The sequence below is a fragment of the Yimella lutea genome, assembly GCF_006715095.1.
In the GTDB taxonomy this organism is placed as follows: Bacteria; Actinomycetota; Actinomycetes; order Actinomycetales; family Dermatophilaceae; genus Yimella; species Yimella lutea.
This window is the reverse complement of sequence record NZ_VFMO01000001.1, coordinates 1,755,481-1,775,440: the sequence shown is the minus strand read 5'-3', so window position 1 is coordinate 1,775,440 and position 19,960 is coordinate 1,755,481. Positions and strand designations below refer to the sequence as shown.

Genomic DNA, 19,960 nt, shown 5'->3' with positions numbered 1-19,960 from the left:
CATGACCAACGCTTCGTCGGCTTCGGGCCTGACGAGCGTATGGACTTCCCAGCCCGTACGACCGAAAGGGCGACCGGACATGTCCGGGTTGTCCGTGGCGTGAGACGCGCTCCCGCTGAAAGCTGGTTCCGTTCCACTTCAGTTCACACGGAGTCACACCACAGGTATCACACAAGGAGAAGAACGATGAAGCTAACCAAGCGAGTGGCCGCGATCGCCGCGGCCGGCGCCCTCACGTTCACCGGAGCGGTCGCTGTCAGTGTCAACAACTCGGACACGGCGTCGGCCGCCGGATGCGACTCGTGGAGCTCGACACTCCGCAAGTCCAGCAGAGGCGCCGCCGTGAAGGAACTGCAGATCCGTGTCGCCGCCTTCGTGCCCTCGGGTCAGGTGATGGGTGCCGACGGCGTCTACGGCGACCAGACCGTTGCTGCCGTCCGCGGCTTCCAAAAAGCTTACGGACTCACGGCGGACGGCGTGGCCGGCACGAAGACCTTCAGCAAGCTGCGTTCCCTCACCTCCTCCGACTGCACTCCGATCCACTTCACCTACCGGGAGGCGAGCAACAACTGCGGCAAGGGCTTCACCGGGAATTCCTGGCACAAGGCGAACCTGCGCCGTTCGCTGTGGCAGGCGGAGGGGCTGCGCAGGAAGATGGGTGACAAGCCGCTGAAGATCACCTCCGGCTACCGCGACCCGGCCTGCGACCGTTCCGTCGGCGGCAGCGGAAGCGGGATGCACACGACCGGCATGGCGATCGACTTCGTGCCGATGGGCTCGCAGACCTACTGCTCGATCACCAAGGCCGCCACCCGTAACGGTTACGGCGGCATCTTCGGTCCTGGTTACCCCGCCCACAGCGACCATGTGCACGCCGACTGGCGCTCGGGCAAGATCTGGTCCGCGTCCAAGTGCGGGGTGTGAGTCGCGATGACACGCATGACACACATGACACCGACCACGCAAAGGAGGCGAATCGCGTTGCGGATCGCGGCGGCCGCGGTTGCTACCGGTTCCGTTTTCGCCACCGCTGCGGCGCTCGCCCCGAGCGCCGACGCATTCAGCCGGGCGGCGTATCCCGTGCTCTCTGCGGGAAACCGCGGCGCCGACGTGCAAGCAGTGCAGTACCTGCTGACCGCACGTGGCCACTCGGTAGGAGCTGACGGAACGTTCGGCAACGCCACCAAGACGGCTGTCGTCGCGTTCCAGAAGTCCAAGCGTCTGACCGCCGACGGCGTGGTGGGCGCCCGCACCTGGGATGCCCTGACCGTGACCGTCCGCAGCGGCTCGTCCGGCAACGACGTCAAGGCGTTGCAGATGTTGCTGAACAACAAGCGCGGCGCCGGCCTCACGGTCGACGGCAAGTTCGGCGCAGGTACCCGATCCGCGGTGGCCGCGTTCCAGAAGCACGCTGGCATCAGCGCCGACGGTGTGGCCGGAGCAACGACCTGGCGCAACCTGACGTGGCACTACATGACGCCGTCGTGGACGAACATCTGTGACCAGAATCCGGACGGGAACAAGACCGCCAACTGGGGTGCTGCCTCGACCATCGCCCAGCTGAACAAGGCAGCGGCCTCCTTCCGTGCGACCGGGCAGGGCAAGGTCCCCGTGGGCGACATCAGCTTCGAGCACGGCGGCGACATTGCCGGTCACGCCTCCCACGAACTCGGGGTCGATGTCGATCTGTGGCCGATCCGCACCGACAACGCTCAGTGCACGGCGGGTCGCATCACCTGGAAATCCTCCGCCTACGACCGATCGGCCACCCGGCAACTGGTCAAGTCGATCCGTGCCGCAGCTCCCGGGCAGATCGCACTCGTCTACTTCAACGATCCGGTGTTGATCAAGGAAGGGCTGACCACGGCGTACCCGAATCACGACAACCACGTGCACGTGCGGTACCGCTGACACCTGCTGTGCACGACCTACCGGGGGCCGGCGCCGGATTCCCCCATTCCGACGCCGGCCTCGTCAACACCCGACCTCCTATGGAAGGACCCTGATGAACCTGCTCGACCGCTCGATGGACGTCTCTCGCAGAGCCATGCTCACCGGCACGCTCGGTGCCGGTGCCCTGCTCACCCTCGGCTCCCGGCCGTCGGCCCTCGGTGCAGTGTCCGGGGCCGGCGCGCGAGCTGTCGCGGTGCCGATCACCTCCTGTGCCACGTGGGGCGCGAAGCCCCCCACCGAGCCGGTGCGTCTGACCTCGCCGCTGCAACAGTTGATCGTTCATCACACGGCAACCCCGAACGGCACCGACTACAGCCAGAAGCACGCATTCGCGTTCGCCCGCTCGGTTCAGCAGTCGCACTTCGCACGCGATTGGATCGACACCGGCCAGCACCTGACGATCAGCCGGGGCGGGCACGTCCTGGAGGGTCGTCACCGCACGCTGGAGTCGCTGGCCACACGGAGTCAGTTCCCGCTCGGCGCCCACTGCACCGACATGAATCCCATTGCATTCGGCATCGAGAACGAAGGCACGTACAGCGAGGTCCTGCCACCCGCGGCGTTGTGGAAGCGTCTGGTCGAGACGTGCGCCTTCGTCTGCAGCATCTACCGAGTCGATCCGAAGATCATCGTCGGGCATCGCGACCACCAGAGCACCGACTGTCCGGGGGAACAGTTGTACAAGAAGCTGCCCGCCCTGCGCGCCTCGGTACGCACCGCGATGGCAGCTCGGCCGTGGGGCAGGGTGTCGCCCGGCGACGTGAGCCCGAACGTCCGAGCGGCCCAGTTGCTCCTGCGGCAGGCCGGACGGTCGGTGCCGGTCGACGGAGGGTACGACTCCGCCATGACCTCCGTCGTGAAGTCCTACCAGGGCGCCAAAGGGATGTTCTTCGTCGACGGGATCATCGGCGCGGTGACCTGGGAGTCCGGACTCACCCCGACCCTGCGCACCGGCTCGACCGCGCGGGATGCGGTCCGCGCGGCGCAGACGATGCTCACCGCCCGCGGTCACCGGACCACCGTCAGCGGCACCTTCGACGATGCGACCTCACGCGCCGTGAAGGCGTTCCAGAGCAGTCGCTCGCTGACCGCCGACGCAGTGATCGGCCTCGATACCTGGTCACGGTTGCTCGCCTAGGCGTGCTGACCGGCTGGCCGGTCGACTCAGTCGGCGGGACGGTGCAGCACCGGAACGGCCATCTCAGCCGAGGTGAGCGAGCCGTGCTGACCGATGAGTTCTCCGACCGTGATGGTCATCACGCGGGAGTCCCAGTAGCCGTACGGGCCGTCCATCGCCACGAGCACGTCGCCGAGGCGGGGCGCGATATGTGGTTGCACCGGGCCGAACAGTCCTTTCGAGACGGCATCGGCCATCGGCAACACCCAGCCCTGTTCGCCCAGCCGCGCGGTCCAGGCGGCCAGGACGTCGTCGGTCGCGCCGGGCTCACAGTAGAGCTGCAGGGATCGCATCTCACCCCCGGTGTGCCGGACGCCGGCGGCGAGCTCGGGGTCGAAGGCGATATCGGTCTTGTTGGATTCGGGGATGTCGATCATGCCGTGGTCGGCGGTGATCGTGAGGCTGACGCCGCGCGGAAGACGAGCGGACAAGCGTTGCAGTTCGGCGTCCACCGCTTCGAGTTCATCGACCCATTCCCATGAGCCGCAACCGAATTCGTGACCAGTGCGGTCGAGGTTTCCCCAGTAGAGGTAGGTGAGGCTGCGGGGCTGCCGAGCCACGCGGGCCAGCACGATGTCGACGCGTTGGGCCAGCGTGGCGGCCGTGGCGAAACCGGCACCGCGTAGCGCAGCCGTCGTCAGGCCGGAGCCGTTGAAGTAGTCGTTGGCGACCATCGTCGTCTCGATCCCGGCAGGGGCAACGCGCTCGAAGACGGTCGGTTCACGCTGCCAGCGGCGCGGATCGGGTCCGTTCTCCCAGGAGAGTTCGTTGAACAGGAGGTCGGTGGCCGGATCGACCACCTGGTAGCCGAGCAGACCGTGCGAGCCGGGGGGAAGTCCGGTGCCGAACGTGCCCATGCTGGTCGCGGTCGTCGACGGGAAGCCCGCGGTCGCACTCGCCGCGTCGATCATCAGCGTCCGCATGAACGGTGCGTGACCGGAACGGGCCCGAAGAAGTTCGGCGCCCAGACCGTCGACGAGCACGACCACCGCGCCACGAGCCTGCGGCAGGGCGCCGCGAAACCCTTTGACGCCGAGCGAAGCTGCCGCCGACGGCAACACCCCGGCGAGGTCGGTGGCCCCGTAGCTCGGCGCTGCGGGCAGCGGGCGTATCACCGGCTTCAGCGACCGGTGACCGCGGACAGCGCTGCAGCGAAGTCGAGTGCGTTCTGCAGGTTGCGTTCGCCGTCGGCGTCGGCGCTGACCCGGACGCTGATGTCGTCGGCCGTGACCGTGCCCTCGTAGCCGTGGTCGGCGACGCAGTCGGGGTCGGCGCAGGCTGCGGGCAGCAGGTCGACGCGGCTGACCGTGCCCCAACCGATAGTGACCGTCACCTCACGTCCGAGTGACCCTTCGGCGTACTTCTCCGGCGAGTTGATGACGTGGGTGAGCATCACTCCGCGGATCGCCGACAGCGGCACCGTCTCGGTGGTCGCGGTGGCGACGTTGCGGGCGACGATCGTGGGTGCGTCCAGGGACGGGGTGTGGTCGTCGGCGTGGGCGATGACCAGGCGTCCGCCGCTGATCACCAGCACGGTGATGTGCCGACGCACGGTGTCGGTGTCGATCGTGGTCTCCGCGTGTACCAGGTGGGCGTCGACGGCCTGAGTGCCCAGGGCCGCCTTCAACACGTCGGCGACCAAGGCCGGGTAGTAGCCCGCCTGCTCGATGTCATGCAACAACGCGTCGGGCAAGGTGGCGGCGGTCAGGTGCGAAGCGGACATGGGGGCCATCTTCCCATGTCCTCACCGGGGCAGCTGCGTGATGGCGGCGATGTGGATCGCCGCGCTGTCAGCGCCCGGCGGTCACCACCCGCTCATCGCGCGGCGACCGCTGTCGCTGCGGCCGACCGGCGGCGCGACGACGATCGACGCTCCCAGCACCTCCGCGCCCCACCGGTGGGTGTTGACCGGGTTGAGGTTGAGTTCGTAGATCTGCGGGTTGGTGTTGGCGAGCACCGAGACCCGGGCGATGACGTCGCGCAGCGCGTCGCGGTCGATCGGCACCCGGTGCCCGAAACCGTCGAGGATCGGGGCGGCCCGGACGGAGTCGATCAGGTCGTCGATGTCGTTGCTGCTGAACGGCGGGATGCGGTAGCCGAAGTCGTTCATCACCTCGGTCGGCACACCCGCCAGGCTGAACCGCACGACGGGACCGAACAACTCGTCCTCCTCCGACATCACCACGCACGGGATGCCGGGTTCGGCCATCCTCTGCACCACGAACGTGTTGGCACCGATCGGGGCGAGCCGGTCATCGAGCGCGCGGTAGGCCTCGGCGACCGCGTCGGCGGAGCCAAGATCTGCTCGCACCGACGACACCGGCTGGATCCGCACGATCGGCGAGGTCGACTTCAGCACCACCGGGTAGCCGATCTCGTCGGCGGCTGCGACCGCCTCCTGCACCGAGGTCACGGCCGTCGAGGGCCAGACGGTGATGCCGTACGCCGCCAGCAACTCCCGTGTCTCCAGGGCGGTGAGCTCGCGGCCGTCGGGGTCGGATTCCAGCACCGTGGCGATGATTGCTGCGGCCTTGTCCTGGTCGATGCCCTCGGGGAGCACGAGGTCGTCGCTCTGCCGGTCGAGCCACTGCCCGTACCGCGTGGCGGCGGCCAGCGCACGGATCGCGTCCTCGGGCATGGCGTACGACGGGACGACCTCGCGTCGGCCGTCCTCGCGGGGCTGCCCGGCCAGCACCTCGGATACCCCGCGGATACCGAGGAACGTTGTCACACAAGGCTTCTCGTAGCGTCCGGCAACCTCGCCGAGTGCCTCGGCGATGTCGAGACCAGCCGACTGGCGGGGCGGGAGGAACGCGGTGACGACGGAGTCGACGTGCGGGTCCTCGAAGGCTGCCCGGACGGCGTCGGCGAACTCCTGTGCCGTTGCCTCGGGATCGAGGCTGACCGGTCCGTGGGTCACCTGCAGGCGCCAGGACACACACGCGTCGGCGGCCAGTGCACCCAGCGCTGAAGAGTTGCCGACGACCGCGACCCGCTCCCCCTTCGGTATCTCCTGGTGGACGACGAGCTGAGCGATGTCGAACATCTGGTGCACGTTCTCGACGCGGATCACGCCGGCCTGACGCAGCATCGCCCGGAAGGCCTCCGGCCGGATCCGGGTCGGACGCACCCGATGCCCGGGCGGCACGCCGTACTCCGAGACACCCGACTTCACCACGATCACCGGCTTGGCCTTCGACAAGCGCCGTGCGATGCGGTTGAACTTGCGCGGGTTACCCATCGACTCCAGGTACATGCCGACCGCACGCGTCTGCTCGTCGTCCAGCCAGAACTGCATCAGGTCGTTGCCGGAGACGTCGGCGCGGTTACCGGCCGACACGAAGGTGCTGATGCCCAGGCCACGACGCGCAGCGGACTCCAACCCAGCGATCGCGAGCGCACCGCTCTGGGAGAACAGGCCGAGGTCGCCTGCAGCCGGCAGCTCCGGTGCCAGCGACGCGTTCAGTTGCACATCGTCCGCGGTGTTGATGAGACCGAAGGAGTTCGGGCCGACCACACGCATCCCGTGGTTGCGGGCGGTTCGCAGCAACTCCTGCTGCAACTGCTCTCCGGCCTCACCCGCCTCGGCGAATCCGGACGACACGACCAGCACGCCGCGGACGCCGTGCTGGGCGCACTCGCGGACCACGCCCGGGACTTCGGACGCCGGGACCGCGATCACCGCGAGGTCGATGTCGCCCGGGACGTCGGCGAGGCAGGTGTACAGGTCGCCCTCGACCTCGGCGTGCGCGGTGCGGTTCACCGCGTACAGGTCACCGGCGAAACCACCGGTGCGCAGGTGTTCGTACAAGTCACGGCCGGTGGACTCACGGTTGCGGGACACCCCGATCACGACGACGCTGCGCGGGTTCAGCAGTGCGCGGATGCTTGCGGCTTCGGCTCGTTGCTCCCGTGCGATCCGGACGGCTTCACTGGCGTCCGTGGGCTCGATCGGGAACGCGAGCGAGATGACGCCGTCGTCGAAGTGGTGTTTGACGCCGAACCCGGCATCGATGAAGACGCCCATCATTTTGCGGTTCTGCGGCAGGACGTCGGCGGTGAACTCCTCGACCCCGGCCTCACGGGCGATGGCCGCCATGTGTTCCAGCAGCACCGACCCGATACCGCGCCCCTGGAAATGATCCGAGACGTTGAAGGCGACCTCGGCCGATGTCCCGGTGGGCCCGCCGAGCCGGTCGTACCGGCCGATCCCGATCAGTTCCTCGTTGCCCTCCAGCACCAGCGCGACCCGTTCCACGTGGTCGACATTGGCGAAACGCTTGGCGTCCTTGTCGGACAACTCCTTCATCGGTGCGAAGAAGCGCAGGTAGATCGACTCCGGCGACTGCTTGCGGTGAAAGTCCTGCAGGGCCGCGACGTCGTCGGGGCGGATCGGCCTGATCTGCGCGACGGAGCCGTCTCGCAGGACGACGTCCGCCTCCCATCCAGCCGGATAGGGCGCCGGATTCTCGCTCATGCGGCCCAGCATGTCATGTTCACGACTTCGGGACGACGACCTTCCAGGACTTCCCGAAGTCGGAACTCACCCAGAAACCCGGGGTCGTGCGCGGAACCGCGTAGAACTCCGCCCCGCCCGGGCTACCGGTCCAGTCGAAGCCGTTCACCGGCGGCGGCTGCGGGAATCGGGGCACGGTCCAACTGCGTCCGCCGTCGGCGGAGATCTGCAGGACCCTGCGCGCGTCGTCCCCGGAACTCGTGCCACCACCACGTGGGCCGCCGACGGTCACCACCAGGTGCTGCGGGTCGGCGGCACCGAGGCTCAGCTGTCCGATCTGGGGAAGGCGCAGCGTCCCGACGGAGTGCTCGACCCAACTCTGCGCCTGATCGTTGCTGCTCACCACACGGAAGGCTCCGCGGTCCTGTGACAGCCGGCACAGCGCGAACATGTGCGCGTCGGTGCTGGCGGTGATCGTCACCGCTTCGAGGGGGCTTGATCCGCAGACCTCGGGGGCTTTCATGGGCTCCAGCCGTTCGGCAGCCAGCATCCACGGCTGCTGCGTCGGGCGGCCGTCGTTGCTGGTCTGCACGATGACCAGCGCGTCCTTGACCACGACGGAGGCGTCGTCGATCGGTCCGGAGAGCGCCGCCGAGTCGACAGTCGTGAACGAGCTGGGGTTGGCGCGGCTACTGAAGGAGACGTAGACCGGGCCCGAACACGTGCCCTGGACGCAGCCGTCCGCGGTGAGCAGGTAGACCTGCCCCTCCCAGATCTCCAGATCGAGCACGGTCTGTCCGGGGTGGTTGACCTTGTCGAAGCTGGCGCCGCGATCGGAGGTGACCCACAGGTCGCCGCCGTAGACGTAGCCCACCTGGGAGTCGACGAAGCGGACGTCGCTGAGCGCACCGTCCGGCTGGATGTTCGGCACATCGGCGCCGGACGCACTCGAGGTGTCGGTGCCGTTGAAGATGTGGACGGCCTGCCAGGACTCACCGTCGGCGCCGGAGCGCAACAGTGTCGGGCAGATGTCCGAACCACACTCGGTCGACCCGAGGTTGTACAGGGTGCCGCTGCCGGCATTGCTGACCGACCAGGTGCGGAACGTGGCCGGCACGCCCTGCGGCAGCTGGGCAGCTCCCATGTCGTCACCGGCGTCGGCAGTGCCCCGCTCAGACCCGTCCTCGCTGGCGGCCACGGTCTGCCCCGGACGGATGTTGCCGGCTCCGAAGGGTTCCTGCTTCCAGGTCCATACGCCGGCCAGCACGAGCATCGCGGCGACTCCGGCGGCGATGACGCCTCCCCAGGCCTTGCCGGCGGTGCGCATCGGGCTGCGACGGGCGGTCTGCACCACCTGTTGCCAGTGCACGTCGTTCGGCGTAGCGGGCTCGATCGCGTCGCGGTGCTTGGCGAAGAAGTCATCGACCAGGTCCGGTTCGTTCACGGGATCCTGGGATGGGTCGTCGCCATGACGTCGTCCGAAAGGCGAATCGTTCATCGCTGTCCCTCCAGACGTTCCATCAACAGTTTGCGCGCATCGAACAGATCCCGCTTGATCGTGCCCTCGGACTTGCCGAGGCTCTGCGCCACCTGGGCGACGGAAAGGTCAGCCTAATATTGCAGCAACACCGGGCGACCCGGATCGGGGTCAACGTCACTGCTGTCATGAACAGCAGGACGCCGACCGCTACTCACCGGTTGGCCCGCGCGACGACGTCTTCGTCGCTAGTGTCGAAAACATGCCGACCACAGAGCCTGGTAGCACTCCCACGAATCTCTTCGGCCGTCTGCGGGACGCGTTGCTGGACGCCCGGGAAGACCCGGCTGCGGCCGCGAACGCCTGGCAGACACCCGCATTCGAATCGTTCAACTGGGCGACGGACTGGTTCGACGCAATCGCTGCGCGACACCCCGACCGTCCTGCGCTGATCGTGAAGTCGGCCGACGAACGCCTCGAACGCAGCTACGCGGATCTTTCGGCCCGCTCCGAGCAGGTCGCCGGCTGGTTGTCGGACGCCGGCGTGCACCAGGGCGACCGCGTACTGCTCATGCTCGGCAACCAGGTGGAGTTGTGGGAATGCATGCTCGCCTGCATCCGTCTCGGCGCGGTGACGATCCCCGCGACGATGCTGCTGACCTCCGCGGACCTGCGCGATCGGGTCGAGCGCGGCGAGGTCAAGCACGTGATCGCCGCCTCGGCGGTCACCGGTGCATTCACATCCGTCGAGGGCGACTTCACGCGCATCGCCGTCGGTGACCCGGCGTCCGGTTGGCTGTCGTACTCCGACTCCGAGGCCTCGACGACGCCCGCTCCCGCGGTGACCACGGCACCGGACGACGCGATGCTGCTGTACTTCACCTCCGGCACCACGTCCCGTCCCAAGTTGGTGCTGCACACGCAGACCTCCTACCCGCTCGGCCACCTGTCGACGATGTACTGGATCGGGCTGCAGCCCGGCGATGTCCACCTCAACATCAGCTCTCCGGGTTGGGCCAAGCACGCGTGGAGCAACGTCTTCGCACCGTGGAACGCAGGCGCGACCGTGCTGGTCGTCAACCAGCCGCGGTTCGATGCCCGCGAACTGCTGGAGTGGGTGGCACAGGAGAAGGCGACGACGTTCTGCGCCCCGCCCACCGTGTACCGGATGCTGATCCAGGCCGACCTCGCCGCCTACCGTGGCAAGTTGTCGCTGCGCGAGATGGTCGGGGCCGGCGAACCGCTCAATCCCGAGGTCATCCAGCAGGTGGAGAAGGCCCTCGGGCTCACCATCCGCGACGGCTTCGGCCAGACCGAGACCACGGCCCAGGTCGGCAACACTCCCGGGCAGCCCCTCAAACCCGGCTCCATGGGCCGCCCGTTGCCGGGCTACGACGTGGTGCTGGTGGATCCCGCCACCGGTGAGGAGCGCAACGGTCCGGGCGACGAGGGTGAGATCTGCCTGCGCCTGTCCGGACCGCTCGGCCGGCCGGCCGGACTGATGACCGGTTATTACGGCGACGAGGCGAAGACCGCGCAGGTGATGCGCGACGGCGTGTATCACACGGGTGACGTCGCGGCCCGGGACGAGGACGGCTACGTCAACTACGTCGGACGCGCGGACGACGTGTTCAAGGCGTCCGACTACCGCATCTCCCCCTTCGAACTCGAGTCGGTGCTGATCGAGCACCCGCTCGTCGCGGAAGCGGCGATCGTGCCCTCGCCCGACCCGACCCGACTCGCCGTCCCGAAGGCGTATGTCGTTCTCACGGAGGGAAATTCACCGTCCGCCGAGATCGCCAGAGACATCCTCGTGTTCACCCGAGAGCATCTCGCGCCGTACAAGCGGATCCGGCGCATCGAGTTCTTCGACCTGCCCAAGACGATCTCGGGCAAGATCCGTCGGGTCGAGTTGCGGCAACGGGAAGCCAGTTCGCACGGGGACGGTGGCGACTCCACCTCGCGTGCCTCCGAGCTCGAGTTCTGGGAAGCCGACTTCCCGGATCTGAGGTCATGATGGAACTGCAGAAGGCGATCCGTCGCCGCCGGATGATCCGCGATTTCGACCCCGACCGGCCGGTCCCGCGCGACGTCGTCGACACGGCGGTGACTCTCGGATTGCGGGCACCGAGTGCAGGCTTCAGCCAGGGCTGGGACTTCGTCGTGTTGACCGATCCCGCTGACCGGCAACGGTTCTGGGAGGTCACCACCAACGCCGACGAGGAACTCGACCGTTGGCTGGCGAAGGTGAGTTCGGCTCCGGTGCTGATTCTGTGCTGCGGCGACAAGGACACCTACCTTCGCCGCTACGCCCAGCCTGACAAGCCGTGGCAGGACATGGACGAATCGCACTGGCCCGTGCCCTACTGGGACGTCGACACCGGGATGGCCGCCCTCATCATGCTGCTCGTCGCTGTCGACGAAGGCCTGGGCGGTCTCTTCTTCGGAGTGCCGGTCGAGCGGTGCGATGTCGTCCGGGAGACGTTCGGCATCCCCGGAGACCGGTCGCTGGTCGGTGTGGTCGCGATGGGGTACGCGCGCACCCAGCGTCCGAGTGGCAGCACCCTGGCGCGCCGTCGTCGTCCGACGGGCGAGGTGGTGCACGACGGTCGTTTCGGCTCGCCCTGGTCCACCGATCGAAATGTGCTGACAAAGAACCCATCTCAAGGGGTTCCTTCCGGAAGGATGAAGACATGAAGAAACTCATCAACGACCCGGCTGATGTCGTCGTCGACGCGTTGCGTGGATTCGAGGCGGCTCACTCCGACCGGGTCCGCGTCGACCTCGACCTGAAGACCATCTACCGCAAGGACGCCCCGAAGAAGGGCAAGGTCGCGCTCATCTCCGGCGGCGGCTCGGGTCACGAGCCGATGCACGGTGGGTTCGTCGGACCGGGCATGTTGGACGCGGCCTGCTGCGGCGAGGTGTTCACCTCCCCGGTGCCTGACCAGATGATGGCGGCGACCACCGCCGTCGACGGTGGCGCGGGCGTCCTGCACATCGTGAAGAACTACACCGGTGACGTCATGAACTTCGAGATGGCAGCCGAGATGGCCGAGGCCGACTCGGGCATCCGCGTTGCCTCGATCGTGACCGATGACGATGTGGCAGTTCAGGATTCGCTGTACACGGCCGGGCGCCGCGGCGTCGGCGTGACCGTGCTGCTGGAGAAGATCGCCGGTGCTGCCGCCGAGGAGGGACGTGACCTCGACGCCGTCCTCGAGGTCGCGAAGAAGGTGAACGGGAACGGTCGTTCGATGGGCATGGCGCTCACCTCGTGCACCGTCCCGGCGGCCGGTGAACCCACCTTCGAACTCGGCGAGGACGAGATGGAGGTCGGCATCGGCATCCACGGCGAGCCGGGCCGGGAGAAGCGGCCTCTGGCGTCGGCACGCGAGATCGCCGAGCAACTCCTCGACCCGATCCTGAAGGACCACGACTTCAAGGGCGCTCCGGCAATCGTGATGATGAACGGCATGGGTGGCACGCCGCTGCTGGAGCTGTACCTGATGTACGGGGAAGTGGCGAAGATTCTCGAGGCCCAGGGCGTTGCGATCGCTCGCAACCTGGTGGGCAACTACATCACCTCGCTGGAGATGGCCGGCTGTTCGGTGACGCTGCTGCGCGCGGACGACGAGCTGGTGAGCCTGTGGGATGCACCGGTCAACACTCCCGGCCTTCGGTGGGGGTGCTGAGCATGACGTTGAATCTCGAAACGGCAGCTGCCTGGATGTCCGACTACGCGAGTGTCATCGACGAGAACGCGGCGATGCTCACCGACCTCGACCGTCAGACCGGTGACGCCGATCACGGCAGCAACATGCAACGCGGAATGAAAGCCGTTGCCGCACTTGACCCCTCGGAGTTCGACGATGCGGCGGCGTACCTCAAGAAGGCGGGCATGACACTCGTCTCCACCGTCGGTGGCGCGTCCGGCCCGTTGTACGGCACCTTCCTGCTCCGCTTCGCCGGCGCGGTGGGCGACGGTGGCAAGGACGCGCTGACCGCAGCCTTCCGGGCCGGACTCGACGGCGTCGTGCAACGTGGCAAGGCCGAGGTGGGCGACAAGACGATGGTCGATGCCCTCTCCCCCGCAGTCGACGCGTTCGACGCAGCCGGCTCGCTCGATGAAGCGCTGAACGCGGCGGCCGAAGCGGCCGCGAAGGGTCGCGACGAAGCCACCCCGCTGGTCGCCCGGAAGGGTCGCGCGTCCTACCTCGGAGAACGCTCGAAGGATCACCAGGATCCAGGAGCCACCAGCCTCACCTTGCTGCTGGAGTCGGCCGCCCGCACTCTCGTAGGTGATTCCGCGTGATCGGTATCGTCGTCGTCTCGCACAGTCGAGCTCTTGCGGATGCCGCGGTCGAGTTGTCGTCCGAACTGTTCGGCGCCGGCACCCCGCCCACGATCGTGGTGGCGTCCGGCACCGCAGACGGCGGATTCGGCACGGATGCCACCGCAGTCAGCGCGGCGATCGAGGCGGCCGACTCCGGTGACGGCGTGCTCGTCCTGATGGATCTGGGCAGCTCGGTGATGAGTGCCGAGATGGCGCTGGAGTTCCTCGACCCCGACCTCGCCTCACGGGTACGCCTGTGCGGCGGACCGCTGGTCGAAGGGCTCGTGATCGCCGGCGTCACCGCGTCCACCGGAGCCTCGCTCGACAAGTGCGACAGCGAGGCGCGGCGCGCGCTCGAAGCGAAGGGCAAGCACCTCACCAGCTGATGAAGGTGCATCTCGTCCTGCACACCACCCTGCCGATACCTGGTCGTACACCGAGCAGAACTGTTCCTGCGACATATCGGCCTCGTCATCGGACAAGGCAGGCGTCCCGGATCTGATGCAGGTCGGTGACGCCGGCCAAGCCCATCACGTGCTTCAGCTCGGCGGCGTACTCGAGCAGCAACGACTCGACGCCGGGACGGCCCTGCGACGCGAGCGCCCAGAGGGCAGGGCGACCGACGAAGACCGCTGACGCCCCGAGGCCCAAAGCGGTGAGGATGTCGAAGCCGTCACGCACTCCGCCATCGACGACCACCGGCACCGAATCACCCACCGCCTCGACAATTTCGGGAAGAACACTGGCGGGCGTCACGGCACGGTCGAGCTGGCGTCCGCCGTGCGCACTCACCCAAACGGCGTCCGCGCCGTGATCGACGAACAAGCGTGCGTCGTCCTCGCGGAGCACGCCTTTCACGACGACCGGCCGGCCGCTGATCTGCTTCAACCACTCGATCGTCTCGACCCCGATCGCCGGGTCCTGGTCGATGTGCGACCACGGGGCGCGGGCCTGTTGGGGAGTGAGGTGATCGCCCATGTTCACCAGCGCGAGTTCGTCGGTCATCTCCATCGGACGCCCGGAGTCGGGGATGTTGCGGTGTCCGACGTACGGGGTGTCGACGGTCAACACCAAGGCGGTGGCACCGGTTGCGACCGCGCGCCGCACCATCCCTTCGGTGACCTCGCGCGTGAGCGTCATGTAGACCTGGAACCACCACGGCCCCCACACGGCCGCACCGACGTCCTCGATCCGACAGGTGGAGCGACTGGAGAGCACGAACGGACTGCCCACCGCGCCGGCGGCGCCGGCCGTCGCGATCTCACCCTCGGCGTGCGTGAGCTTGTGGAAGGCGGTCGGTGCCACCCCGACGGGGTTCGACCAGGTGCCGAACAGGTCGAGGCCGAGATCGACGGTCGACACATCGCGCAGCGTCCGTGGACGCAGACGGTAGGCGGCCCACGAGGATTCGGCCTCGGCCACCGAGATTCCCATCCCGCACCCGCGCTGGACGTACTCCCAGAACGGTGGGTCGAGACGGTGCGCAGCGGTCTCCCGGAAAGCTTCGATCATCGGGTGCATACCTGCCATCCTAGGACCGCGTTAGCGTGGGTTTCATGACCAAGCGCCCCGTCCGCATCGGCGTCCAGATCCAGCCCCAGCACGGCTCGTACGACAAGATCCGGGACGCGGTACGCCGCGCCGAGCACCTCGGCGTCGACGTGATCTTCAACTGGGACCACTTCTTCCCGCTCAACGGCGACCCCGACGGCATGCACTTCGAGTGCTGGACGATGCTCGCCGCCTGGGCGGAGCAGACCACCCGGGTCGAGATCGGCGCCTTGGTCACCTGCAACAGCTACCGCAACCCGAACCTGCTGGCCGACATGGCCCGCACCGTCGACCACATCAGCGACGGACGGCTGATCCTCGGCATCGGCTCGGGTTGGTTCGAGCGCGACTACGACGAGTACGGCTACGAATTCGGCACTGCCGGAAGCCGATTGGACGAGCTGGCGACCGCGCTGCCGAAGATCGAGCAGCGCTACGAGCAGTTGAACCCCGCACCGACGCGCAAGATCCCCACGCTCATCGGCGGAGGCGGCGAGAAGAAGACTCTCAAGCTCGTCGCTCAGTACGCCGATACGTGGCACTCCTTCGCCGATCCCGCGGTGCTGAAGCACAAGCTGTCGGTGCTGCAGGGGCATTGCGAGCGGGAAGGTCGCCCCATCGAGGAGATCGAGATCTCCGTCGGGGTGGGCGGTAAGGGGCGCGAGGGACGCTCCCCGGACGCTCCGCAGGTCGAGGGACAACCGCTGTACGACCTGGGTGCGCGTCTGTTCACGATGGGCACCGGCGGGCCTGACTACGACCTCGCTCCGGTCGAGCCGTGGCTGCGTTGGCGCGACGAGATCAACGGCAACTGATCCGAAAGTCCGCGAAACTCGCGGGTCAACTCGCTGCGATTGCGGACGTTCAGCGGTCGCGGGTGGACAGCACGCAGAACTCGTTGCCCTCCGGATCAGCCAGCACCGTCCAGGTGACCGCGCCTTTGTCGGCGTCCGATTGACCGACCTCGACCTCGGTGGCCCCGCGTTCGAGCAACGCCTTGATCTCGGCTTCGCGATCCTGGGATGAGTGCGGCGCGAGGTCGATGTGCAGCCGGTTCTTGACGGTCTTGTCCTCGGGCACCGGCACGAAGACCAGACCCTGCCCCTCGGCCAGCCAGTCGTCCAGCGACTTCACCGGATCGATACTGGTGCCCGGCGGAACAACGACGACCTCGTCGTCGGCCTCGTACACGATCACCCAGCCGAGGGTCTCGGCCCACCACCTGCTCAGTCGTGCGGGGTCGTGGCTGTCGACGACGATCGTGTACCAGCGAAGTGCCATACCGACGATTGTGCTCCTGGGTCGACTCGGAAACGGCGAAACGCCTGCGCGGGATGAGTACTGCAATCTAATCTCGTGAGGTGCCCCGCCTTTCACTCCGTGCGCTGACTCCTGCCCTGCTCGTGCCGCTTCTGGCGAGCTGCAACCCGGCCCCGGACACGACCCAGACTTCCGTCGCGCAGCACACATCGGCCGTTTCGACGGCATCCGTGAACGCCGGATCCACTGCAGCGCAAGAGAATTCAGCGGTACCGGAAGCAGCGAGCGACGAGCCGACCAACGGCACCTCTACCTCGGCAGCGGCGGCAGCCGCACCGTCCACAGGTGGTGAGACGACGGCCACGACACCCGGTAGCACCGCTTCTGCTCGGCCAGCCGGCAGCCTGGTGCAGGTGGCCGGCATCACCGACGGGGACACGATCAAGGTGTGGATCAACGGGGTCCGGCAGCCGGTGCGCCTGCTCGGCGTCGACACACCCGAGAGTCGTAAACCGAACACCGCCGTGGCCTGCTACGCCAAGGAAGCCACCAGCAGGATGCAGAGCCTGGTCCAGTCCAAGCAGGTTCACCTGGTCGCCGACCCGACCCAGGTCGACCGTGATCGGTACCACCGGCTGGTGCGATATGTCGTGCTGCCCGACGGAACGGACGTGTCTCAGGCGATGATCGCCGGCGGGTTCGGTCGCGAGTACACCTACGCGGCGGCGTACGGCAAGCAGGATACGTTCCGCACCGCGCAGACCCAGGCTCAGTCGGCCAAGCTCGGCCTGTGGGGTGCCTGCAGCTATGACGCGGCCTTCAACCCGGCCTCCGCCGTCCCGTCCGCGACCGCACCGGCTCCCTTCGTCCCGCCGAGCACATCCACCCAGCCGCCGGCACCCCGCCCGACCGCACGCCCGACCGCACGCCCGACAACGCCTCCGCCCGCGGCCGAGCCGGCCGGCTGCTCGATCAAGGGCAACATCAACAGCGAGGGCGAGAAGATCTACCACCTTCCCGGTCAATCGGCGTACGACAAGACCAGGATCACGACGTCCAAGGGCGAACGCTGGTTCTGCTCCGAGCAGGAAGCCCGGGACGCAGGCTGGCGCCGGGCCAAGCGCTGAGTTCCGATTCCCTTCGTTCGTCCCGGAATTGCGCGGCGAACGCGTGTCGGAACGGGCGTGACGGCGCCTGCTGAACAACACTTGCAGATGGCCTGTCGCCGTCGGCGGTGACAGGACACTCAGCTTGTCCGGCACCACCGAGGGAGACCCATGGCCCGCCGTCGTAAGGACGACCAACCGCTCGAACCCGACTTCGTCGAGAACATCGTCGACATCACGGTCGAGGACGAGATGCAGACGGCGTTCCTGGAGTACGCGTACTCGGTCATCTATTCCCGTGCTCTGCCGGACGCCCGCGACGGTCTGAAGCCGGTGCAGCGCCGGATCCTGTTCTCGATGGACGAGTTGGGTCTGCGTCCGGATCGCAATCACGTCAAGTGTTCGCGCGTCGTGGGCGAAGTCATGGGTAAGTACCACCCGCACGGCGACACCGCGATCTACGACGCGCTGGTGCGTATGGCCCAGCCATGGACGATGCGCCTTCCCCTGGTCGATGGCCACGGCAACTTCGGCTCGCTCGACCAGGGCCCCGCTGCGTCGCGGTACACCGAGGCCCGGCCGGCACCCGCCGCGCTGCTGATGACCGCGTCGCTGGACGAGAACACCGTCGACTTCGTACCCAACTACGACGAATCCGAGCAGCAGCCCGCCGTGCTGCCGGCGGCGTTCCCGAACCTGCTGGTCAACGGCGCCAGCGGTATCGCGGTCGGTATGGCCACCAACATGCCCCCGCACAACCTGGTCGAGGTCATCGGCGCCGCGCGGCACCTGATCACCAACCCCGACTGCTCGCTGGACGACCTGATGAAGTTCGTTCCGGGCCCGGACCTGCCGATGGGCGGCCAGATCGTCGGGCTCGAAGGCATCCGGGACGCCTACCTCACCGGACGCGGTTCGTTCCGTACTCGTGCGACGGTGCGGGTCGAGAATGTCACGCCGCGTAAGAAGGGTCTGGTCGTCACCGAACTGCCCTATCTGGTCGGTCCGGAGAAGGTCATCGAGAAGATCAAGGATCTGCACCAGGGCAAGAAGATCCAGGGCATCTCCGACGTCAAGGATCTGTCCGACCGCAACAAGGGCCTCGAACTCGTCATCGAGATCAAGAACGGCTTCAACCCGGACGCAGTGCTGGAGCAGTTGTACAAGTTGACCCCGATGGAGGAGTCGTTCGGCATCAACAACGTCGCGCTCGTCGACGGTCAGCCGCGCGCCCTCGGCCTGAAGGAACTTCTGAAGGTCTACGTCGACTTCCGCATCGACGTGGTGCGCCGCCGCACCGAGTTCCGGCTGGCGAAGAAGAAGGACCGTCTGCACCTGGTCGAGGGTCTGCTCATCGCGATCCTCGACATCGATGAGGTCATCCAGGTGATCCGCACCAGCGACGACTCCGCTGCCGCCCGCGCCCGGTTGATGCAGGTGTTCGATCTGTCCGAAGCGCAGGCCAACTACATCCTCGACCTCCAACTGCGCCGACTGACGAAGTTCTCCCGCATCGAGTTGGAGCAGGAGGCCGACGAACTGCGCAAGGCCATCGAGGAACTCGAGGCGATCCTTGGCGATGAGAAGGTGCTCAACAAGCTCGTCTCGACCGAACTCGCCGACGTCGCCAAGGCGCACGGCACTCCTCGCCGGACTGTGCTGCTTGAGTCCTCCGGAGCTCCGAAGCAGACGGCCACGCCGCTCGAGGTCACTGATGACCCGTGCTGGGTATTGCTGTCCTCCAGCGGACTGCTGGCTCGCACGACGACAGCGGATCCGTTGTCCGACAGCGGTTCTCGTAGAAATCATGATGCGATCGTCGGCGCAGTACGCACGACGGTCCGCGGCGACTTCGGCGTGGTGACCTCCTCCGGACGGGTCACCCGGCTGACCGCCCTCGACCTGCCGACCCTGGTCGCCACCAATGAGGCGCCGGCGTTGTCGGGCGGAGCCCCGCTCGCGGCGTTCGTCGATCTGCCCGCCGGGGAGAAGGTGCTCACGTTGATCAGCCTGGACGCTTCGGCTCCGCCGCTCGCGATCGGTACGGCGAACGGTGTGGTCAAGCGGGTCACCACCGAGTACCCGAACCGTGATTCGTTCGAGGTGATCACGCTCAAGGACGGCGATGAGGTGGTCGGTGCAGCTCAACCCGCTTCCGACACAGCCGAACTTACATTCGTGACGTCGGCGGCCATGCTCCTGCACTTCCCCGCGTCCGGCGTGCGGCCGCAGGGTCGCACCGGTGGTGGCGTGGCAGGCATCAAGCTCGGCGCCGGCGCAAAGGCGATCTGGTTCGGCGCCGTCGAATCGGCCGACGCGGTGCTGGTCACGGTTGCCGACTCCTCCGGTGCGCTGCCGGGCACCGGAGGCGGGTCGATCAAGGTCACCGAATTCGCCGCCTACCCCGGCAAGGGTCGGGCCACCGGCGGCGTCCGCTGCCAGCGTTTCCTGCGCGGTGAGGACGAGCTCGTCTTCGCCTGGGCCGGACGTGCACCACGCGCCGCAACCGGCGCAGGTGTCGCGGTCGACCTGCCGGACGCCGACACCCGCCGCGACGGCAGTGGCGTGCCCCTCACCGGCAACCTCGCTGCGATCGCCGGCTCGGTCGCAGACACCGCAACCGAACCGTCCGACGACTGACCGT

Annotated in this window: 17 protein-coding genes and 1 pseudogene; 11 read left to right on the top strand and 7 right to left on the bottom strand. The window is 67.4% G+C overall.

Features of this window, described 5'->3' with window-relative positions; all coding sequences use genetic code 11:
• The first annotated feature begins 186 nt into the window (after positions 1-186).
• From FB459_RS08420 to FB459_RS08410, 3 genes are all read left to right on the top strand, one after another.
• Positions 187-924, top strand: a complete 738-nt coding sequence (locus FB459_RS08420) for a M15 family metallopeptidase (RefSeq protein WP_141928133.1) — start codon at positions 187-189, stop codon at positions 922-924.
• 24 nt (positions 925-948) lie between these two features.
• Positions 949-1,911 (top strand): penicillin-insensitive murein endopeptidase, encoded by a 963-nt coding sequence (locus FB459_RS08415; RefSeq protein WP_211345158.1) that lies wholly within the window; start codon positions 949-951, stop codon positions 1,909-1,911.
• Between the two features lie 94 nt (positions 1,912-2,005).
• Positions 2,006-3,091: a peptidoglycan recognition protein family protein gene (locus FB459_RS08410; RefSeq protein WP_141928131.1), complete on the top strand. Its 1,086-nt coding sequence runs from the start codon at positions 2,006-2,008 to the stop codon at positions 3,089-3,091.
• 26 nt (positions 3,092-3,117) lie between these two features.
• On the opposite strand, the gene FB459_RS08405 is transcribed toward FB459_RS08410, so the two are convergent.
• The 5 genes and pseudogenes from FB459_RS08405 to FB459_RS18120 all read right to left on the bottom strand — a co-directional run.
• Entirely contained in the window at positions 3,118-4,245 is a 1,128-nt protein-coding gene (locus FB459_RS08405) for an alkaline phosphatase family protein (RefSeq protein ID WP_246092381.1), read from the bottom strand.
• Between the two features lie 5 nt (positions 4,246-4,250).
• The gene (locus FB459_RS08400; RefSeq protein WP_129623987.1) at positions 4,251-4,853 is read right to left on the bottom strand and encodes a DUF5998 family protein; all 603 of its coding nucleotides are present in this window, start codon (positions 4,851-4,853) and stop codon (positions 4,251-4,253) included.
• An 81-nt stretch (positions 4,854-4,934) separates the two neighbouring features.
• Entirely contained in the window at positions 4,935-7,607 is a 2,673-nt protein-coding gene (locus FB459_RS08395) for a bifunctional acetate--CoA ligase family protein/GNAT family N-acetyltransferase (protein ID WP_141928130.1), read from the bottom strand.
• Between the two features lie 19 nt (positions 7,608-7,626).
• Positions 7,627-9,030: a hypothetical protein gene (locus tag FB459_RS08390; RefSeq protein ID WP_168990088.1), complete on the bottom strand. Its 1,404-nt coding sequence runs from the start codon at positions 9,028-9,030 to the stop codon at positions 7,627-7,629.
• Positions 9,031-9,080: 50 nt separating this feature from the next.
• Positions 9,081-9,182: pseudogene (locus tag FB459_RS18120) on the bottom strand (hypothetical protein); the annotation flags it as partial.
• Positions 9,183-9,325: 143 nt separating this feature from the next.
• Between FB459_RS18120 and FB459_RS08385 the strand changes: the two are divergent.
• From FB459_RS08385 to dhaM, 5 genes are read left to right on the top strand one after another with little or no spacing between them, the layout of a single operon-like run.
• A complete protein-coding gene (locus tag FB459_RS08385; protein WP_141928129.1) occupies positions 9,326-11,080 on the top strand; it encodes an AMP-binding protein in 1,755 nt (584 codons plus the stop codon).
• Positions 11,077-11,760, top strand: coding sequence for a nitroreductase family protein (locus tag FB459_RS08380; RefSeq protein WP_342771182.1), 684 nt, complete (start codon positions 11,077-11,079; stop codon positions 11,758-11,760). Before FB459_RS08385 ends, FB459_RS08380 begins: the two co-directional genes overlap by 4 nt.
• On the top strand, positions 11,757-12,758 hold the full coding sequence (dhaK, locus tag FB459_RS08375; protein ID WP_141928128.1) for a dihydroxyacetone kinase subunit DhaK: 1,002 nt from the start codon (positions 11,757-11,759) through the stop codon (positions 12,756-12,758). The genes FB459_RS08380 and dhaK overlap by 4 nt, the downstream gene beginning before the upstream one ends.
• A 2-nt stretch (positions 12,759-12,760) precedes the next feature.
• Positions 12,761-13,378: a dihydroxyacetone kinase subunit DhaL gene (gene dhaL, locus FB459_RS08370; protein ID WP_170221776.1), complete on the top strand. Its 618-nt coding sequence runs from the start codon at positions 12,761-12,763 to the stop codon at positions 13,376-13,378.
• Positions 13,375-13,785 carry a dihydroxyacetone kinase phosphoryl donor subunit DhaM gene (dhaM, locus tag FB459_RS08365; RefSeq protein WP_129623992.1) on the top strand — a complete coding sequence of 137 codons (411 nt, stop codon included), beginning with the start codon at positions 13,375-13,377 and terminating at the stop codon, positions 13,783-13,785. The genes dhaL and dhaM overlap by 4 nt, the downstream gene beginning before the upstream one ends.
• A gap of 85 nt (positions 13,786-13,870) precedes the next feature.
• On the opposite strand, the gene FB459_RS08360 is transcribed toward dhaM, so the two are convergent.
• Positions 13,871-14,929, bottom strand: a complete 1,059-nt coding sequence (locus FB459_RS08360; protein WP_211345157.1) for an alpha-hydroxy acid oxidase — start codon at positions 14,927-14,929, stop codon at positions 13,871-13,873.
• A 26-nt stretch (positions 14,930-14,955) separates the two neighbouring features.
• On the opposite strand from FB459_RS08360, the gene FB459_RS08355 reads away from it, so the two are divergent.
• A complete protein-coding gene (locus FB459_RS08355) occupies positions 14,956-15,765 on the top strand; it encodes an LLM class F420-dependent oxidoreductase (RefSeq protein WP_141928126.1) in 810 nt (269 codons plus the stop codon).
• A gap of 49 nt (positions 15,766-15,814) precedes the next feature.
• Here FB459_RS08355 and FB459_RS08350 read toward each other — a convergent pair whose 3' ends face one another.
• Entirely contained in the window at positions 15,815-16,231 is a 417-nt protein-coding gene (locus FB459_RS08350) for a VOC family protein (RefSeq protein WP_141928125.1), read from the bottom strand.
• A gap of 392 nt (positions 16,232-16,623) precedes the next feature.
• On the opposite strand from FB459_RS08350, the gene FB459_RS08345 reads away from it, so the two are divergent.
• Both FB459_RS08345 and FB459_RS08340 read left to right on the top strand, forming a co-directional pair.
• Positions 16,624-17,337 (top strand): thermonuclease family protein, encoded by a 714-nt coding sequence (locus FB459_RS08345; RefSeq protein ID WP_239701988.1) that lies wholly within the window; start codon positions 16,624-16,626, stop codon positions 17,335-17,337.
• A 150-nt stretch (positions 17,338-17,487) separates the two neighbouring features.
• Positions 17,488-19,956, top strand: coding sequence for a DNA gyrase/topoisomerase IV subunit A (locus tag FB459_RS08340; RefSeq protein ID WP_141928124.1), 2,469 nt, complete (start codon positions 17,488-17,490; stop codon positions 19,954-19,956).
• Positions 19,957-19,960 lie beyond the last annotated feature (4 nt).

What these genes read in the sequence shown, in the direction of transcription:
- FB459_RS08420 (WP_141928133.1), top strand. Translation starts at nt 187, where the DNA reads ATGAAGCTAACCAAGCGAGTGGCCGCGATCGCCGCGGCCGGCGCCCTC.
- FB459_RS08415 (WP_211345158.1), top strand. Translation starts at nt 949, where the DNA reads ATGACACCGACCACGCAAAGGAGGCGAATCGCGTTGCGGATCGCGGCG.
- FB459_RS08410 (WP_141928131.1), top strand. Translation starts at nt 2,006, where the DNA reads ATGAACCTGCTCGACCGCTCGATGGACGTCTCTCGCAGAGCCATGCTC.
- FB459_RS08400 (WP_129623987.1), bottom strand. Translation starts at nt 4,853, where the DNA reads ATGTCCGCTTCGCACCTGACCGCCGCCACCTTGCCCGACGCGTTGTTG.
- FB459_RS08395 (WP_141928130.1), bottom strand. Translation starts at nt 7,607, where the DNA reads ATGAGCGAGAATCCGGCGCCCTATCCGGCTGGATGGGAGGCGGACGTC.
- FB459_RS08385 (WP_141928129.1), top strand. Translation starts at nt 9,326, where the DNA reads ATGCCGACCACAGAGCCTGGTAGCACTCCCACGAATCTCTTCGGCCGT.
- FB459_RS08380 (WP_342771182.1), top strand. Translation starts at nt 11,077, where the DNA reads ATGATGGAACTGCAGAAGGCGATCCGTCGCCGCCGGATGATCCGCGAT.
- dhaK (WP_141928128.1), top strand. Translation starts at nt 11,757, where the DNA reads ATGAAGAAACTCATCAACGACCCGGCTGATGTCGTCGTCGACGCGTTG.
- dhaL (WP_170221776.1), top strand. Translation starts at nt 12,761, where the DNA reads ATGACGTTGAATCTCGAAACGGCAGCTGCCTGGATGTCCGACTACGCG.
- FB459_RS08360 (WP_211345157.1), bottom strand. Translation starts at nt 14,929, where the DNA reads ATGGCAGGTATGCACCCGATGATCGAAGCTTTCCGGGAGACCGCTGCG.
- FB459_RS08355 (WP_141928126.1), top strand. Translation starts at nt 14,956, where the DNA reads ATGACCAAGCGCCCCGTCCGCATCGGCGTCCAGATCCAGCCCCAGCAC.
- FB459_RS08350 (WP_141928125.1), bottom strand. Translation starts at nt 16,231, where the DNA reads ATGGCACTTCGCTGGTACACGATCGTCGTCGACAGCCACGACCCCGCA.
- FB459_RS08340 (WP_141928124.1), top strand. Translation starts at nt 17,488, where the DNA reads ATGGCCCGCCGTCGTAAGGACGACCAACCGCTCGAACCCGACTTCGTC.